The 17,055-nt window shown below is 51.0% G+C and carries 12 protein-coding genes and 1 tRNA gene; 3 read left to right on the top strand and 10 right to left on the bottom strand.

Translation table 11 applies throughout. The features are described from left to right. Positions 1-18: 18 nt before the first annotated feature. The 3 genes from FH871_RS24770 to FH871_RS24760 form a co-directional block, all read right to left on the bottom strand. Entirely contained in the window at positions 19-5,304 is a 5,286-nt protein-coding gene (locus FH871_RS24770; RefSeq protein ID WP_171062941.1) for a polyketide synthase, read from the bottom strand. Between the two features lie 1,015 nt (positions 5,305-6,319). After that, a complete protein-coding gene (locus FH871_RS24765; RefSeq protein WP_138994112.1) occupies positions 6,320-6,640 on the bottom strand; it encodes a hypothetical protein in 321 nt (106 codons plus the stop codon). A 49-nt stretch (positions 6,641-6,689) separates the two neighbouring features. Then, a complete protein-coding gene (locus FH871_RS24760; protein ID WP_138994111.1) occupies positions 6,690-7,355 on the bottom strand; it encodes an AAA family ATPase in 666 nt (221 codons plus the stop codon). Between the two features lie 305 nt (positions 7,356-7,660). On the opposite strand from FH871_RS24760, the gene FH871_RS24755 reads away from it, so the two are divergent. Next, positions 7,661-9,103 (top strand): amidohydrolase, encoded by a 1,443-nt coding sequence (locus tag FH871_RS24755; protein WP_138994110.1) that lies wholly within the window; start codon positions 7,661-7,663, stop codon positions 9,101-9,103. A 17-nt stretch (positions 9,104-9,120) separates the two neighbouring features. On the opposite strand, the gene FH871_RS24750 is transcribed toward FH871_RS24755, so the two are convergent. After that, the gene (locus tag FH871_RS24750; RefSeq protein ID WP_138994109.1) at positions 9,121-9,903 is read right to left on the bottom strand and encodes a M15 family metallopeptidase; all 783 of its coding nucleotides are present in this window, start codon (positions 9,901-9,903) and stop codon (positions 9,121-9,123) included. A 692-nt stretch (positions 9,904-10,595) separates the two neighbouring features. Here FH871_RS24750 and FH871_RS24745 point away from each other — a divergent pair. Beyond that, positions 10,596-11,210 (top strand): hypothetical protein, encoded by a 615-nt coding sequence (locus FH871_RS24745; RefSeq protein WP_138994108.1) that lies wholly within the window; start codon positions 10,596-10,598, stop codon positions 11,208-11,210. Between the two features lie 18 nt (positions 11,211-11,228). Here FH871_RS24745 and FH871_RS24740 read toward each other — a convergent pair whose 3' ends face one another. After that, on the bottom strand, positions 11,229-12,104 hold the full coding sequence (locus FH871_RS24740) for a hypothetical protein (RefSeq protein WP_229317549.1): 876 nt from the start codon (positions 12,102-12,104) through the stop codon (positions 11,229-11,231). A gap of 450 nt (positions 12,105-12,554) precedes the next feature. Here FH871_RS24740 and FH871_RS24735 point away from each other — a divergent pair, with 450 nt between their 5' ends. Further along, on the top strand, positions 12,555-13,349 hold the full coding sequence (locus tag FH871_RS24735) for a hypothetical protein (protein ID WP_138994106.1): 795 nt from the start codon (positions 12,555-12,557) through the stop codon (positions 13,347-13,349). Positions 13,350-13,419: 70 nt separating this feature from the next. On the opposite strand, the gene FH871_RS24730 is transcribed toward FH871_RS24735, so the two are convergent. The 5 genes from FH871_RS24730 to FH871_RS24710 form a co-directional block, all read right to left on the bottom strand. After that, positions 13,420-13,507, bottom strand: a tRNA-Ser gene (locus tag FH871_RS24730). 61 nt (positions 13,508-13,568) lie between these two features. Next, complete coding sequence (locus FH871_RS24725) at positions 13,569-14,636, bottom strand: asparaginase (RefSeq protein ID WP_138994105.1); 1,068 nt, start codon at positions 14,634-14,636, stop codon at positions 13,569-13,571. Position 14,637: 1 nt separating this feature from the next. Further along, positions 14,638-15,417: a TatD family hydrolase gene (locus tag FH871_RS24720; protein WP_138994104.1), complete on the bottom strand. Its 780-nt coding sequence runs from the start codon at positions 15,415-15,417 to the stop codon at positions 14,638-14,640. Further along, the gene (locus tag FH871_RS24715; RefSeq protein ID WP_138994103.1) at positions 15,414-16,406 is read right to left on the bottom strand and encodes a glycosyltransferase; all 993 of its coding nucleotides are present in this window, start codon (positions 16,404-16,406) and stop codon (positions 15,414-15,416) included. The genes FH871_RS24720 and FH871_RS24715 overlap by 4 nt, the downstream gene beginning before the upstream one ends. Beyond that, positions 16,403-17,050: a polysaccharide deacetylase family protein gene (locus FH871_RS24710; protein ID WP_138994102.1), complete on the bottom strand. Its 648-nt coding sequence runs from the start codon at positions 17,048-17,050 to the stop codon at positions 16,403-16,405. The genes FH871_RS24715 and FH871_RS24710 overlap by 4 nt, the downstream gene beginning before the upstream one ends. Between the last annotated feature and the right edge of the window lie 5 nt (positions 17,051-17,055).

Here is a 17,055-nt window from a genome sequence, read left to right as displayed (position 1 = left end):
AGTTTGCTACCATTCTGGTTAGAGTATGATCTGTAAATAGCTTCCGGGTTTCTCGGGATCTGAAATGAACCACGCCGGATTTCCATCCCGGTCTTTGCCCAATCGGGCCCCCGGAATGGGCGGATTGGTAAACGCATAGTCCAGGACAGGTCGCTCGGATCGGGGCATTTTCAAGATGGTTTTCGGCCGTTCCACGACGGCTTCCGGTGTTTTGACAGAACTGGGTTTGCTGGCTCCGTTCGGTCCCGGCAGAACGGTTTGGGAAGCCAGGGACGGCAGGTTCTGCAGGGTATACTGGAGGTATTCAATTTTTTCGGTCAAGATCTGCAACTGCCGGGCCATCTGATCCATGGCCGGATCACGGTTCACAACGGCGTTTCCTGCCCGGGCGGGAGCCGGTTGGGACTCAGGAGCGGGTGTTTGAGGCTCATAAGCGCCCGTCGGCAAGTCCCGGTCGAGGTAGGCCACCAGGGCGTCCAGTGTACCGTATTCCTCGTTCAGTTGGCGGAAGGTAATGGGCAACCCAAACTCTTTTTTCAGGGTGGAGGATACCTGGGTCAGCAGCAACGAATCGAGACCCATTTCATAAAAGCTCAGTTCCGGTCGCATCTGGTCCACCGCAATGCCGGATGCGTTTTTCAGCTTTTCCCGCACGATCTGGAGAAGAACCGCTTTGCGGCTGGTGGTTTGGGGCCGGATGTTCGCCAGTACGTTCTCCCCCGAAACGGGTGTCGGACTGATCGCAGACGCAGCGGGTTTTGGTGGATCGACCCAATACCGTTTTCGATCGAACGCATACGTGGGCAGGTCTGCTTTTACCCGGTTTTGACGGAGGTAGAAAGCTTCCCAGTCGGGCTCCAGGCCGTGGAGCCACACCTGACCCAGACCATTCAGCAACGCCTGGTAATCGGTTGACACGCCTTTTCGGTCGAGGCTGGTGGCCAGCGCGGCCGGTTTGGAACCCGCCTGCTGGCGGGCCAGGGTTGTCAGGCCGCTACCGGGGCCAACTTCCAGCAGAACCGGTCGGTTCAATTCAACAATAGAGTCCAGGGCATCGGCAAAGCGCACAGGCAAGCGCAGGTGGGTAGCCCAGTAGGCTGGGTCCGTCGCCTGTGCATCCGTCAGCCAGGTGCCGCTTACGGTCGAGATGACCGGTTTTCGCGGATGGTGCAAACGAACCTGCTGAACGGTTTTTTCAAAGACGGGAACGACCGAATCCATCATGTTCGAATGAAAAGCGTGACTCGTTGCCAGTACCCGATTCGGTATTTCTTTTTGATCCAGGAGTCTGGCAAAACAGGCGATTTCTTCATCTTCACCGGCAACGACACACAGGGAATGGCTGTTGAAAGCGGCCACGGATAACGTTTCGGGCATCAGGGCGGTTATCTGCTCCGCGCCGGCCCGCACCGAGAGCATGCTCCCCGTAGGAAGTTCGCTCACCAACCGGCCGCGAACCGCAATCAGCCGGATGGCATCTTCCAGCGAAAAAATACCGGCCAAATGCGCCCCCACAAATTCACCAATGCTGTGACCGCAGAAAGCCGTGGGTTCGATGCCCCAACTCAGCCATACCCTCGCCAGGGCATATTCGGTGACAAAAATAGCCGGTTGCGTAAACCGTGTATTTTTGAGTCGTTCTTCCGTTTCCCGGCTGGTTTCGTCGGGAAACAGAACCTGGCGGATATCGACTTCCAGGTATTCCCGGAGTAAGTCGGCGCAGTGGTCTACGGCCTGTTTATAAACCGGCTCGTTCTCATACAGGTCACGGCCCATGTTGAGGTATTGCGCGCCCTGCCCCGGAAAAAGAAAGACGACATCGCCCGGTGGTTCCTGCAGCGTTTTCTGGCTCGATGCCGGGCCGTTTTCAAGTCGTAAATGCCCGATCAGTGCTTCTGACGAGGTAGCCGTTACAAACCGCCGGTGGTTGAAATCCGCCCGGGCTGTTTGCAGGGTATACGCCACATCCGCCAGATTCAAGGTCGGGTTTTGCTCCAGGTGCGCTGCCAGTTGCTGGCCATACGCTTCCCGGCTGGCCGTCGATTTGGCCGACCAGGTGATCAATTGAACCGGGCGTTGCGGTTCTGCCGGATCGGTAACGGGCGGTAATCCCTCACTGACGAACTCTTCCAATACGATATGAACATTCGTTCCGCCAACTCCAAAAGAGCTGACGCCCGCCCGGCGGGGCTGGTCAGGATTTGAAACCGACGCTGGCCAGGCACCAAACGCAGTATTCACAAAAAACGGGCTGTTGGCGAAATCAATGGCCGGATTCGGCGTCGAGAAATGGAGCGTGGCCGGGATCTGTTTGTGATGCAGCGCCAGGGCCGTTTTAATAAATCCGGCAACCCCGGCGGCAGCGTCCAGGTGCCCCATGTTGCTTTTGATGGAACCGATGGCACAATATTGGGTGGGAACCTGATTCCCGAAAGCCATTTTTAACCCTTCGATTTCGATGGGATCACCAATTGGGGTGGCCGTTCCGTGGGCTTCAACGTAGCTGATGGTCGCCGGATCGATGCGGGCATCGTCGATCGCCATTCGGATGGCCCCTGCCTGTCCTTCGGCACTGGGGGCCGTAAAGCTCCCTTTGCCGCTTCCATCATTGTTGACGCCGGTTCCTTTGATGATGGCGTAGATGGTGTCACCATCCTGTCGGGCGGCTTCGGCGTTTTTCAACAATACCACCCCTGCACCATCGCTGAAAACCGTGCCCTGCGCATCCGAATCGAACGAGCGGCAATGCCCGTCACGGCTGTAAATGGACCCTTCCTCGTAGAGATGACCGCTTGTCAACGGAGCCCGAATACTGGACCCGCCCGCCAACGCAACATCACACTGGCCGTTGCGCAGGCTATCGACGGCCTGTGCGATCGCCAGCAGAGAGGTTGAACAGGCGGAATGAACGCTAACTGCCGGCCCCGTCAAATTCAGTTGGTAGGCCGTCCGGGTGGCGATGTAATCTTTCTCATTCGCGGTCATCACCTGATAGCTGCCAACCTGATTCATCAGGAATGGATTGGTCAGCACATGGTTGTAGTAATAGGTGTTGTTACCACAGCCCGCATAGACCCCAATCAGTCCGTCATATTTTTGGGGTAAATAACCGCCATGCTCCAGGGCCTCCCAGGCAATTTCAAGGAAAATCCGTTGCTGGGGGTCCATGAGTTCTACCAGTTTCGGATTCAGGCCAAAAAAGCGGGGGTCGAACTGACTGGCACCTGAAACGACGCCCCGGGCTTTCACGTAGTTTGCGTCCTGCGTCAGTTCGGGGGGCAACGATTGATCCAGTTCTTCGTCGGTAAAAAAGGAAATGGTTTCCCGGCCTTCTTTCAAAACCGTCCACAATTCCGCAATCGTGTTGGCACCGGGAAAACGCCCGGCCATGCCGATGACGGCGATGTCACCCGTACTGCCCGACCGGTTTACGGTCTTTCTTTTTGGGCCGGAATTCCCTTTTTTTCCTTCCAGAAAGCCGGCCAGCCCGGCCACCGTCGGGTATTGATAAATGGTGGTAACGGGCAATTCATAGGCATATTTTTCTTTCAGGCTGAGCATCATTCGCAACGCCAGAAAGGAGTTGCCACCCAATTCGAAAAAGTTATCCTGAATGCTGACGTGGCTTACTTTCAGGAGTTCTTTCCAGAGGTCTACCAGGTTGTTTTCCACTTTCGTGCCCGGTAATATGAATTCCCTCGTTAGGAGCTCGGAGGCATCGGGGTTGGGTAACGCCTTGCGGTCGACCTTGCCGTTGCTGGTTAACGGGATTTCAGCCAGTTCCATCAACAATTGCGGAACCATATAATCCGGCAACTTGGATTGCAAAAACTGGATCGCTTCCTGTTTATTAAATTCACCTTCGGGAATAAGGTATCCGATCAGTCGTTTGTCTCCGCCCGGTCCTTCTTTGGCATCGACGACACACTGTTTGACGCCGGGAAATTGATGCAGGACGTTGTCAATCTCGCCGAGTTCAATCCGATAGCCTCTGATTTTTACCTGATGATCGATGCGGCCCAGGCAGAGAATTTCGCCGTTTTCCAGAAACCGCCCCAGATCCCCCGTGCGGTACATTCGCCCTCCGGCTGTTTCGGCAAACGGATCGGCCACAAACCGTTCCTGGGTCAACTCGGGGCGGTTCAGATAGCCCCGGGCGACGCCTGCTCCTCCAATCCACAATTCCCCGACTTCACCTTCCGCTACCGGTTGTTGCTGTTCATCCAGGATGTAAACCAGGACGTTGTGGATGGGACGGCCCACGGTAATCGTTTCGCCCAGCCGGATGTGTTTCACGGTGGCCCAAACCGTTGTTTCCGTAGGCCCATACAGGTTCCATATTTCAGCCGCCTTGCCGGTGAGCTTTTCCACCAGGTCCTGAGCCATGGGTTCGCCCCCGCAGAGTACTTTCAGCGGCAGGGATTTTTTCCAGCCCGAATCGAGCATCATTCGCCACGTGAACGGAGTGGCCTGCATGATGGTGATGTTGTGGTTCTCAATCAGGTTCAGTAACGCCCGGCCATCGCGGGAGGTGGTCAGATCGGTCAGCCGGACGGAGGCTCCCACAATCAGGGGCAGAAACAGATCGAGACCGGCAATGTCGAAGGAAATGGTGGTGACCGCCAGAATGGTATCGCTGGGCGTGATGCCGGGCTTGTCGATCATGCTCCAGAGGAAATTCACCAGGTTGTGGTGCTCGATGAGCACGCCTTTGGGTTTGCCGGTGGAGCCCGAGGTGTAGAGGACGTAGGCCAGATCCTGGGGCGTGAACGCATTGGAAGGCGGTTGGGTAGACTCCCGGGCAATCATCTCCCAGTCCCGATCGATAAACACCGGTTCCAATTTCTCCCGGCCCTTTAACAAAACACTGGAGGGAACATCCGTAACTGCCAGACAACTGTCACTATCGGAAAGCATGTAGGCAACCCGGTCCTGGGGGTATTCCGGATCGATAGGTACATAGGCCCCGCCGGCCTTCAGAATCCCCAGAATTCCCACCAGCAACTCCAGCGAGCGATTCAGGCAGATGGGGACGAGGGTTCCGGTTTTTATGTTCTTTTTTTTGAGATAATTAGCCAGTTGACTGGATTTATCATCCAGTTGTTGATACGTTATTTGTTTATCATTAAACGTCATGGCTACCTTATCCGGCGTTTTTTCGACCTGCTCACAAAATAAGGTCACTACGGTTTTATTTTCAGGAAATGGAATCATAAAATCAGGGATTGGCAAAGCCGAGTTGTCAATTTCTCCCGTGCTGGTTCGGGGGAAATCCTTCAGCCAGATATAATGGGAAGGAATCATAGAATCAGGTAAATGCTGTGCCAAAGCAGACCGAATGGCGGGGGTTTCTAACTCCGTTTCGGTGGCAATCAGGTAAGCAACTAACGTTGTCTGAACTAGTTGATTCTTCCGCTTTAGTACGATTGCCTGCTGGATGCCGGCCTGTTGCTGTAAAACAATCTCGATGGTATCAGTATCATATTGTTCCATTCAATATTGATTTTAAAACGTTCAGGAATGTACAGTATTCGTCCCGGATGAAGGTGAAATCGTACTTATTTAGTATAGCGAAAAAGACAATAACGGTAACGGATATAAACCCGGATGAACCTTTTAATTGTCAAAGAGTAGTACGGAAATGAGATGCACATACAAACCATTGGGTTTGTTGTGACATGCGATGTGCGTGTAATAAAAAAAGACCCTTGCTCAAGTAAGACGGTACGATGGTGGCAATCTTAAGCAGATCGCATGGTTTCATCTATTAAAAAACGATGACATTGCAAATTAAATAGTAATTAAAATAATTCGCACGATTACTTGTAAATTATTTTCAACAAATTAAGTATTTATCCTCATAACAATCGCTGTCTGCTGCTGCAAATTCTAAATAAATACCAGACACAGGATCAGGGCGGAATGCGCTAAAAAGACCACTCCGACACGGAATTAGCCCTTCTCGTTTGGTTTAATCCTACTAAATCTGGTAGAAGTCTTAATAAGCACCGTCGTACGATGAATGGATACAAAAGAAAGGTGTCAAGTGACTTTCAGCTATAACATCTGATAAGGTGAGCACCTGGAAGTCGAACTTTTTTGCTTATGGGCAAGAGAAGGGGAGAAGAAGGCAGAGGACTTTCAAAACTAGCAAACGGCGATTTGATTTTCTGACAGGCAAACAGGGGCGGGTAGTTTCAAGCCGCTTGAAACTGGCAGAAAATTCCTGTTCTGTATGGTATAACCGTGAACTTAGCGTTGAGAACGACGTTATTTTCGGGATTAAAAATAACGTCGTTCTCAACGCTGAAAAAGACATCTAAAATGACGTCAAATTGTATTTCTTCTTTTCGCGTTCGATCTTTTCCTGAATGGCTTCAATAACCCAGTCGTGAACGGAGATGGTAATTTTCCGGCTGCGGCTCCGGGGGCGTTTGTCCCGGAGTTGTTTGATGGTCTCCATTTCGGAGGCTGTCATAATGAGTTTAATACTCTTCATCTCCTCCGGGTCGTCCTGACCCATGCGGTTTTTTGCGGTTGGACTGCCCCCCTGGCTGATGAATTGCTGGATCTTTTTCTCGGATACCTTTCGGCTTGGTTGTTCCGGTTTTGGCGGCTCCGGCGCTTTTGAAATGGCCATAACAGACATTTTTTAAGAGGTTAAAAATAACGTAAATTTCAACGTTATTTCAGACGTTTATTTCTGCGCCTAATTTTTCCATAATTATCTTGAAAACCAAAGTGATTTCGTGAATGGCTTTCTGGTCGGCAGGCTGGTTTTCGATGACGCCAAGACCATTGCTGGAAGCATTGGCAAAACTCTTGCGTGAAACGATGGGCGGCCCCACGTATTCGATAACGCTGCTTTCCTGCAGCAGTTCCGCCGAGTCTTTGTTGTCGGTGCCTTTCGGATCGGCCCGGTTCAGAAGGGCAAACGCGTGAAGGTCGGTCGGTTTCAATGAGCGGACTTCTTTCACCAGTGTCTCGACGTCGGCGATGGTCCATAAATCGAAGCTGCGCGGGTTAAAAGGAACCAGCAGTGCATCCGATACAAACAGCGCTGCCCGCTGGCTCATCGTATCGCGTCCTCCGGAGTCGATGACAATGTGATCGAACTTGGGTTTGAATTTTGACACTTGCTGGCGGACGGCATCACCGGTCAAAACCGTTGCTGTATACCCGCTGTTTCCGTCGGTGTTCACTTCCCGCCATTTGGTAAATTTGGTGGCCGTCTGTTGTTCGTCGGCATCCACCAGCAACACATCAAAACCCTGTTTAGACAACCATACGGTGAGGTTCGTAGCAATGGTAGACTTCCCGCTACCCCCCTTAATGCCACCTAAAGTAAAAATCATACTGTTCAGATTAACGTTGATTGAAACGTCAAATATACTGTAAAGAACCACCTTATAAAAAACGTCTTATTTAACGTCAAATGGAAGGTGAAACGAAGACCCGTACGCTTACCTGGGAGAGTGAACGGCTGAAAGCTAACGCATTGGAAGCAAAGAGAATGACTCTGGGAAAGGTAGCCAAAAGAAAGGGTTAGAGAGCTTTTTTTGTTGTCAATGTTACCGCATCCTTCTATATTGAGCCTGATTCAATTGATAATTTTGAATTTTAGCAATATTTCCAAATTTTACACCTAAAATTTCTATTTATGTTTCAGGTAAAGTCAGCATTTGTGCTGTTGGTAGTAGTATTATTGGGCCAATCCGCACGTGCTCAAAAAGAAAAAGCTGCGGTAATTTCTCAATTAGACAAACAATATTCCCATTATTCGGCTCTCGCGCAGCGAATCTGGAAACTGGCTGAACCCGGTTACATGGAAAATGAAACCAGCAAACTGCTTCAGAAAGAATTACAGGATCAGGGCTTCAGCATCACGACGGGCGTGGCAGATATGCCCACGGCCTTCGTGGCCAGTTTCGGGAAAGGCGCACCGGTGATCAGCATTCTGGCTGAAATGGATGCCCTGCCCGGTTTGTCGCAGGATTCCGTGCCGGTTCGAAAACCGCTCGTACCGAATGCCTACGGTCACGCCTGTGGGCATAATCTGTTCGGGGTAGGTTCGGTCGCTGCGGCCATAGCGGCCAAAAACTACCTGCAGCAGTCCGGTAAATCCGGCACGATTCAGTTGGTGGGCACTCCGGCCGAAGAAGGCGCGGGCGGTGGCAAAACGTATCTGGTGAAGGCGGGTCTTTTTGATAAGGTCGACGCGGTGCTGCACTGGCATCCGGGCGATAACAACAGCGCGAGTCCGTCGTCCTCGCTGGCCTACCGCGTTGCTACGTTTCAGTTTAATGGACTGGCGGCCCACGCAGCGGCTGCGCCCGAAAAAGGCCGGTCGGCCCTCGATGCCGTCGAAGCGATGAACTACATGGTCAACATGATGCGCGAACACGTGACGTCCAGCACCCGGATTCATTACGTCATCAAGAAGGGCGGTCTGACTTCCAACATCGTTCCTGACTACGCCGAAGTGGAGTACACCATTCGCCACCCGTCGGCGAAAGGCCTGGAAGAAGTGTGGGCGCGCTTGATGAAAACCGCTCAGGCGGCTGCACTCGGTACCGAAACGACGATGACCCACGAAGTGATGGCGGGGCTCTATAACCTGCTGCCGAATGAAACCCTGGCGAAACTCATGCAGAAGAATCTGGAGCAGGTGGGGGGCAACAAGTATACGCCCGCCGAAACGGAATTCGCCAACAAAATCCGGAAAACCGTTAATTCGGAAAGCCTGCCGCCCTTAAGTCGCGCTTCCGACATTCTGCCGTATGTCCTGAATGGCGTGGGTTCGGCGTCCACCGATGTCGGCGATGTCAGTTGGGTGTTGCCAACGGTCGGGCTGTCGGCGGCCACCTGGGTACCGGGCGTTCCGGCGCATAGCTGGCAGGCCGTAGCCTGTGATGGCATGTCGATCGGTTTTAAAGGCATGCTGGTGGCGGCCAAAACCATTTCGCTGACGGCCATCGACCTTTTTCAGCAACCGGCCGTCATTGAGCAGGCCAAAGTTGAATTGAACAAAGCCAGGGGGGATGGATTTGTCTACAAATCGCTGGCCGGCGATCGGAAACCACCGCTGGATTACCGGAAATAATGCCTGGGGGTTGGGCACTACTTCAATTTGGCCACTTCGAAGTGCATGCCGTCGAGCCGTGTGAAGTGGCCGCCCCAGTAAAAACCGTGTTTGTTGGCAATCGGCACGAGTTCGCGCAGACTCCCTTTTTTTCCGACGAGTGCGGGCATGGTCGACAGCATGTTCTGGGGCACATTGATATCGAAAGCCGTACCGAAAGCGTGGTTGCTCAACTCGGTGCGGCTGCCCCGGACAAACCGGGGTACGAACGACCCGGCGTAGCTCAACACCAGATCGAGCAAGCCCTCGTTCTCCCATTCGGCCCACATTGACACCAGTTGGGGAGTAGCCAGATGGTGGAATCGAATGGTGCCATTGGCCGGAGCACCGGTTTTCCCGATCAGTTGCGGTATGGTCACTTTGACAATGTTTTTGGATTCCCAGTCGTCCAGGATCCTGATGTTTTCCGGATTTCCGGGAATGGGGGCAGCCGCGAATTTAAACTTCCCAAACAGTGCCTGACGGGCGGTTATGCCAATGAGTGGGGAAAAGTCAGGTTTCGGAGGCCAGTTGGGTCCTTCTTTGGCCAGATCGGGGTTGGTCAGAACCGGGAAGCCCAGTTGCATGGCAACGCCGACGGTTTTGTTGCCGACAACGCCATCGTCCAGCAGGTTATTTTTCTTTTGGAAAGCAACCGTCGCTTCGTGCGTCCGCAGGCCAAACTTGCCATCAGCCACACCGAGTTCAAAACCCTGCCCGATCAGAAATAACTGCCATTTTTTAACGTCGGCTCCTTTGCTGTTTTGTTTGAGGACTTGCATGGTTACGATGCGTTGGAAAAAGAAAGATACGGTTCACCAACGGGGTTCTATACCGATGGAGAATAGCCCGGTTTGAACGTGTATAGACAGGAATACTGTACTTTAAATCGAATGAAGAAAATAATAACGTTGAGTAATGGTAACCCTTTTTAAAAGAAATGAACGGCTAAACAGTATAGGTAAATAAAATGAGCAACAGTAGGGTATCTGTAATGAACCGGAATCACATTTTAACTTTAAATCACAGTAGTTTAAACGGGTAACAACAAAATAATGTCGGGTTTGTACGTCGTAACACATGACCGAATGAGGATCATGGTTAAACGTACAAAAACTTTTTAAAGATCATGCTTTGTATTTAGCAAACGGTAAATAAGTCTGAAGTTACGGCAAAAGAGGATTGTAAAAAGTGCAGCCAGAGCCTAAAAAACGAAGATCTTCCTGCCGATGCGTTTTTTCAAAAGCCTGGGTTTGTTTCCAAAAGTTTTGGATTCTATCTATTGCAAACGGTCCGTTCGATCCCTGATAGCAGGCTTTGGTATGAAAGATTGATAAGACCACCATGTCGTTTCATCCGCCACTTTTGACGGATCAGCCCGTAAACGGGCGGTCTGGAAACGTTTTGCTGTACCCAGGGCTTCGCGTTCGGGTCTGGGTGATATAAACAAAACGTGGTCTTTCACAATCATTTTATGCAAAAAACGAAGGGCTTATGGGTGCTGACAGCCTTCCTGGTGTTGACAGCAGCCTGCCAAAAAACAGATGATCAGGGTGTCGTACCAAAGCCACCCGATACGGACTTGCCGGCTGAATCAGTGGAGTATACCGACCTGACAGGTAAGGAAATAAAACGGGGTGAGGGGTTGGCGTTCGACCTGAACAAGGATGGGATTCGGGATTTCGTTTTCGGAACCCAGCTGGTCGGTGATCCATTTGATAAAGTAGACAAAGTGCAGTATACGGTTCTGTCAGGCGTAGATAGTTACCTGCCAATCAATGCGGAGGAATCCATTGCCCGTTTCAGGAAAGGGGAAGAAATTCCAATAAGTAACTTTGGTGGGTTTATCTGGTACCGGATTTCTTTCAGTGTACTGGCTCAGAAAATCATTTCTGAAACGAAGCCCCCTTACTGGGAAGGCGACTGGAAAGCAAGTCGTCACGATTTTTTGCCCGTACAGGTTTATAAAGACCAGAAACGGTATGCGGGTTGGATCGAACTCAGTTTCGACACGCTGAACGAAACCCTCATTTTTCACAGAGCCGCAATCAGTAAAACTCCTGAACGTTCTTTAAAAGCGGGAATTTGAGAAAAAAGGTGACGTATGCTATTTTAATGTCTCGATTACCGTTGCATCCACCCAAAAGATATCTCCGTCGCGGGAAAAGAACAGGTATTTGCCATCGCTGGTCATGAAAGGGCAAAATTCATAGGCATCGGTATTGATCACAGAACCCAGGTTTTTCGCTTTCTGCCACGCACCGGTTTTACTTTTGAAGCTGATGTATAAATCGCCCTTTCCAAATCCGTCCGGGCGTTCGGCGCAGAAAATGACGTATTGCTCATCCGGTGACACAAAAACATCGGCTTCGTAATGTGCGGTATTGACGGCAGGGGGTAAGGGCTGGGAAGGCTGAAATTTCCCGCGGACAGACGGGGAAAACCGGATGTCATAATTCTTATCCGTAGAGTGATCGGTGCCGCCATTCGACGAAAAGTACATCGTACCTTCTTTCGTAAAGGACATGTAATACTCATTTTTGCCGGTGTTGATACCCGGTCCGGCATTCACCGGCACTGTTGACCAAGCGTTTTTTTGCCGCTCGATATACCAAATGTCAAAATCTTTCTTTTCCCCCTGCCCATCAACCGCCCGATCTGAAATAAAATACAACCGCTTTTCATCCGGTGATAGAAAGGGATCGTTGTATTCGTATCGATCGCTGCCAATGACGGTTTTTGGAGCGGTCCAGACATTGTTCTCAAACCGTATGCACCGAATTTGTGGTTTCTTATTGATGATAACCGCGTAATAGAATTCCGTACCGTCGCTCGAAAAAACCGACCCGTACTCGTAATGATCTTTCAATGAAACGACATCCGGAGCAAACACGATGGGTATCCTACCGGGCGGGTTCTGATTCAAATACCGTGTGCCTGTTTGCGCTTGTAACGAGCCAGCGAAAATGAGAATGAGGGCCATTACAGTCCGAAAATAATTCATCAGAGGGTAAAGTTTTAGGTGAAACTGATTGTATTAAATCGAATCATAACGAAAATCATACCAGAAAGTAAGTGGTCTTAAATACAATATATTGCTAAAATGATAAGCAGCAGTATCAGTTCGTTATCACACCTTTTGTGCGGTATTCAACAGACTTTATGGGTCGTAAAGACGGAACGTTTATGCCAACAAAAAAGTCACTGCCTAACCAGACAATGACTTTCCAATTCATTAACCTAATGTATAGGTTAAAAGTACGCTTCCCTCTAAATCAAGGCTGTCTAATTTGGGAACAATACTGTCAATTTTGGGAATAAATGAAAATGCGTACGTTTAATAATATTATCATCCTCTTTTGCAACCTTTTTGTCAAAGAATAGCTCCTATACTTTTAGTAAATCAATATTCACTTTTTTTATTCCTGCTCTTATGAAAATTCGTACTACCCTGGCCTTTCTTTCTGTTAGTCTTGTTGTGTTTCTTGATGCCTGTACCGTGCAGGATCACCGACCCGGCCCCGATCTTAGTTGTCAGGTGCTGACGTTTACAGCGATTGAAAAATCGTCCCGTTCCGAAATCCCGTATTGGCAACCGCTGGATGAAACCGCGCAGTTGGATGGCAAGCCTGTCCAGATTGGAACCAAGTATACCGAGAAATACACCTATGATGAGCAAAACCGCTTGAGTCAGTATTATCGTAATCCCACAGGTAATTTCACGCCGACGACCTTAAATTATACTTATGAACCAGGTCTGATGAAAGGCGGCTATTCCGATATTGCGTTAAACGATCAGGGGCTTTTGGCTGATATTAACACCAACACCCAGGTTCCCACCTATTATACGTATAACGCGGAGGGTTATTTGATTCGAAAAGAAACGCTGGGAATGGTCCAGACTTATACGATTGTGGACGGCAATCTGATCAATGAAGAAGCCATCTTGGTTGCGACTGGGTCAAAAGTGGTCTATGAATACGAGTATGACCTCACCCGACCGAATTTACCTAATATTGCTCCCCAGGAAGGGAAAACCAGCAAAAACCTGCCCACCAAGATGACGACAAGAGGTTACGAGGGATCTAATGAACAGCATGTCAACGTCTTTGATTATCACTATGAGTATGACGAAAATGGGCGCGTGAAACGCCGGTACTTTTTAGATACCAGCGTGAGCGTTCCCTATTACCGGATTACAGATTTCACCTACACGTGCCGGGAGTGAATTAAGCTGGCGTAGAAACGGATCCGTATAAAATAAAATAACCCGCTCATTGTGAGTGGGTTATTTTTTGCAGAGAGAGCGGGATTCGAACCCGCGATACGCTTTAGACGTATACACACTTTCCAGGCGTGCTCCTTCAACCACTCGGACATCTCTCTGGGTCGAAACGGGATGCAAAGATGCGGGTTATTCCTGAAACTTACAACCCGTTTTTGATCCTTATAAGCTCATTTCTCCACAAATCGGCGTTACCAGACGTTTTTTCAACCGATCCTGATCCGGTTCGTTGGCGAGCAGGAACATCAATTTGGTAATGGCCGCTTCGACGGTGCTGTCACTGCCGCTCAAGACGCCGATTTGGTCCAATGCTTTGCTGGTGTGGTAGCGCCCCTGCGTCACCCGGCCGCCGTCGCACTGGGAAACGTTAAAAATGACCATACCCCGTTGAATGGCACTTCCCAGCGCATTCAGAAACCAGGTTTCCGTGGGGGCATTTCCGGAACCGTAACTTTCCAGCACCAGCCCTTTCAAACCCGGAATGCCCAGAATGGCACTGATAATCTGGTGGTTGATACCCGGAAAAAGCGGTAGAACGACCACGTGCGTGTCCATTTCCTCGTACACGGTCAGTTTTGATTCCGGCACATACGGATGAATAAATGGCGTATTGTATTCGATGTTGACACCGGCCATCGCCAGATGCGGGTAGTTTTCGGAATGAAACGCGTTGAAATGCACGCTTTCCTTTTTCTTCGCCCGATTGCCCCGCAACAGCATCGAATTGAAGTAAATACAGACTTCCGGCACCAGTGGCCGACCGTTTTCCTGCGCAGCGGCAATTTCCATGGCCGTAATGAAATTTTCGCGCGCATCCGACCGGGCCACGCCAATGGGCAATTGCGCACCCGTCAGAATGACCGGTTTGTTCAATCCTTCGAGCAAAAAACTGAGGGCTGAGGCTGTGTAGGCCATCGTGTCCGTTCCGTGCAGGATGACAAAACTGTCGTAGGCTTCGTAGTTGTCCCGAATGATGCGGGCCAGATGAATCCAGTTTCCCGGTTTCATGTTCGAAGAATCGATCAGTTCGCTCAGCACAATGACCGTTACTTCAAAATCCAGCCGCCGGATTTCGGGAACCCGATCCAGAATCTGCTCAAAATCGAAAGGGACAAGCTGGTCGTTCTGGCGGTCATAAACCATGCCGAGCGTGCCGCCGGTGTAGATGACCAAAACCGAGGATCGGGACTGACCCGGTAAAATCGGGTTGATATGAATGGTGCGATACATGTTAGCGGATCAAAAGCTGTTGGGCATTTTGGGTGGTTTGCGCTTTTACCTGCGCGAGTGGAACCTGCTTCAAATCGGCGACCCGCTGGGCAATCAATGTCAGGTACGCCGGTTCGTTTCGTTTGCCCCGGTAGGGAACGGGAGCCAGGTACGGCGCATCGGTTTCGAGCACCAGATGTTCCAGGTCGATGTGCGGCAGCACCTTGTCCAAACCGCCATTTTTGAAGGTTGAAACGCCCCCGATGCCTAATTTGAAACCCAGTTCAATGGCGCGGTGCGCTTCCTCCACGGTTCCGACGAAACAGTGAAAAATGCCGTTCAGGTTAGGCAGAGCCAGTTTTTCGATGAGATCAGCAGCCTCGGCAAAGGCATTTCGACCGCCGTTGGCAGCGGAACGGCTGTGAATGGAAATGGGTACATTTCGCTGCGAGGCCCATTGCAACTGAACCGTGAAGGCTTCAAATTGACGGTCGACGTGGGTCAGATCCCAGTAAAAATCCAGACCAATTTCGCCGATGAAAAGAAACGGATAGCGGTTCAGCCAACTTTCGACGGTTGCCAGTTCGTCTTCGACGGTTTCGTTGACGTAGCAGGGATGAAGGCCCATCATCGGCAAGCAGCGGTCGGGAAACCGTTCGGCCAGGGCCATCATGGCGTCGATGGTTTCGGTGGCGCAATTGGGCATCCAGATTTGGGAAATGCCCTGGGTTTCAGCCGCCGACAGCATGGCGTCCTTGTCTTCAAATTGCAAATCGTAAATATGGGCGTGGGTGTCGATCATGAATACGTTCGGCCTTTCCAGACCAGCTTCGTGGGTAACCAATAATAAATCAGTGAAATACAATAGCCGATGTGCAGGTAAAACTCGAAGCCGATCAAATACGGCAGCAGGTCCCACCGGCGAAACCGGTTCAGAATCCAGAGCAGTTGGGCCGTCTGGGTAACAAACTTAATCAGCCAGATCGTTGCCGCTGCGGTCGGAAACCAGAACGCCAGAACGATCAGCAGCGGATAAAAAAGCAGTTGCAGGAGAAAAAGGACGATAAAATACGGCGGTAACTGCAATGCCCCGACCATCCAGCGTTTTCGTTGATGCAACCAACTTTGCCAATCTGGTAACGGCCGGGTGGTTGCCAGCACCTCCTGATGGAAGAGGTGGCCGAAAGCAAAACCGCGCTGCACGATTTCTGTAAACAGTTGGTAATCTTCCACCACCGAAAAAGGCAGATTTTCGTACCCACCCACCGCATCGTAAGCCGTTCGGCGCACCGCCATGTTGTTGCCCATCGCCGTCACCGGAATGTTCAGATCGGCCAATTGCTTGATCAGGTATTGTCCATAAAACCAGTCGACGGCCTGCAATTTCTGAAAAACCGTATGCCCGACAATCTGCGTACAGCCCGTCAGAATCCCGAGTCGTTCTTGTTCAAACGGTTTTAGCATCCCGGAAAGCCAGTCGGGCGATACGGCGCAGTCAGCATCGGTAAACAGCAAAATCTGCCCCTGCGCGTGTTGGGCTAACTGCGCCAACACATTGGCTTTTCCGGCCTGGTTTCCCACTTTTTGCGTGATGGTGAAAAGCCGGTAACGCGGTTTATTGCCAATAAAACCGGCCACCAGTTCCCCGGTTTGGTCCTCCGACTGGTCATTGCCAATCAGCACTTCGTAGCGATCCGGGGGATACTGAAGTTGCTCGATGGCCTGAAGACAGCGGAGAATGGAGTCTTCCTCATTGCGGGCGGCAATCAGAATGCTGAGGTCAATGTTCACGCCACCGAAGTCCTGAAACCGGACGTTTGGGGTAAACCGTCAAAGCGATACCCCCGTTCTGAAAAATGGGACAGGACCCGTGGCAAGGCGTAACTCATGCGGGGCCAGGCTTTCAGGCTGTCGTGAAACAGGATGATGGAACCCGGTTCGGTGTATTTCAGCGTTTTCTGCAGCACCACCTCCGGCTGTAGCGACAGCGAAAAATCGCCCGTCAGCACATCCCACATGATGACATCATGCGTCTTCAGGACTTCGTGGCCCTGGCTGCGTTTCATGCGGCCGTAGGGCGGACGAAAAAGCCGGGTCGGCAGGTCCAACTGCTGCTGACACTGCCGAACGTTTTCCAGATATGGTTCGTCCTCGGTTTTCCAGCCATTCAAATGGTTAAAGGTGTGATTGCCAATGGAATGGCCTGCCTGGTGTACCTGCTGAAAGATACCGGGATGCTTTTTGACGTTGTCGCCAATGCAAAAAAACGTCGCTTTGGCCTGGTGGTTTTGCAGCGTTTCCAGCACAAATTCGGTGACGTCCGGGATGGGGCCGTCGTCAAACGTCAGGTAAATCACCTTCTCCCGGGTCGGAATGCGCCACTCAAAGCGGGGGTAGAAGGCCCGAAGCAGGAAATTTGTTTTATGTAAAAACATAGAAT

The sequence above is a fragment of the Larkinella sp. C7 genome, assembly GCF_006149005.1.
Taxonomy (GTDB): domain Bacteria; phylum Bacteroidota; class Bacteroidia; order Cytophagales; family Spirosomataceae; genus Larkinella.
The sequence above is the reverse complement of the archived record's forward strand: the minus strand, read 5'-3'. Positions and strand labels throughout refer to the sequence as shown.